This is a genomic window from Streptomyces sp. MK37H, from assembly GCF_018035285.1.
Classification (GTDB): Bacteria; Actinomycetota; Actinomycetes; order Streptomycetales; family Streptomycetaceae; genus Streptomyces; species Streptomyces endocoffeicus.
On sequence record NZ_JAAAYH010000876.1, the window covers coordinates 1 to 1,222 of the forward strand.

At 69.8% G+C, this 1,222-nt stretch carries 1 protein-coding gene; it reads left to right on the forward strand.

Translation table 11 applies throughout. The features are described from left to right. Nucleotides 1–10 precede the first annotated feature (10 nt). A complete protein-coding gene (locus GWI24_RS44555; RefSeq protein WP_210951689.1) occupies nucleotides 11–1,213 on the forward strand; it encodes a PP2C family protein-serine/threonine phosphatase in 1,203 nt (400 codons plus the stop codon). Nucleotides 1,214–1,222 lie beyond the last annotated feature (9 nt).

The window sequence follows — 1,222 nt, forward strand, 5'->3', positions numbered from 1 at the left end:
GGTTGACCGCATGGTGGACGCGAACGTGTCGACCTCGGCCAAGACCGCTGAGCAGTTGCTGGAGGAGCTGCTCAGGGCCACCCACGAGGCATCACCGGCGGAGCTCCCGGTGGCCCTGGACCACTACACCGAGGCCATGAACATGGGCCGCGCGGTCGTCTTCCTGATCGACCTCCGGCAACGGCTGTTGATGCCGCTCGAGGAGGGTGAGCCGCGCCTGGAGCTCGATAACTCCCTGGCCGGATTCGCCTACCGCACCGATTCGGTGCGGATCGAGGAGGAGGGCACGGGCGGGCTCACCGTATGGCTGCCGCTGATGAACGGCGCGGAGCGGCTGGGGGTGCTGCAGCTGCGGATGGCCTCCCTGGACGGGCTCAGGCTCTGGCGCTGCCGGACGCTGGCCTCGCTCCTCGGCATGATCATCACGTCCAAGCGGACCTACATCGACACCTTCGCGCAGCGCACCCGCACCCGGTCCATTCAGCTGCCCACGGAGATGCTGCGGGCCTTCCTCCCGCCCCGCTCCATCGGCACCGGCCGGGTGGTCTCGACGGCCGTCGTGGAGCCCGCGTACGAGCTGGGAGGCGATGCCTTCGACCACTCGTTCACCGAGGACGTCCTGCACGCCACGATCCTCGACGCGATGGGCCACGACCTGGCCTCCGGGCTGACCACCTCCGTGGCGATGGCGGGCAGCCGCAACGCCCGGCGCACCGGCGCCGATCTGGCGGCGCTCGTCACCACCGTGGACGAGGCGCTGGCCAAATGGCTTCCGGACAAGTTCTGCACGGGCGTCTTCCTCCAGCTGCACATGCCCAGCGGGGCGCTGCGCTGGTCCAACTGCGGCCATCCCACACCGCTGGTCATCCGCCGCCAGCGGCTGCTGGGCAAGGAGCTGGAGCGGCCCGCCGAACCGCCGCTGGGGCTGCCCGCGCGGCTGTCGGACACACCCCGCCAGATCTATGAGACGACGCTGGAGCCCGGTGACCGCGTTCTGCTCTACACCGACGGGGTCGTGGAGTCGCGCGACGAGGGAGGCGAGCAGTTCGGCCTGGAGCGCTTCGCCGACCACATCATCCGCTCGACGGCCGCCGGGCAGAACGCCCCCGAGGTGCTGCGCCTGCTCATCCACGCGATCCTCGACCACCGGCACAGCGAACTCAGCGACGACGCCACGATTTTGATGATCGAGTGGCATCCGCCGGGTCCATGAGCCGTCGAC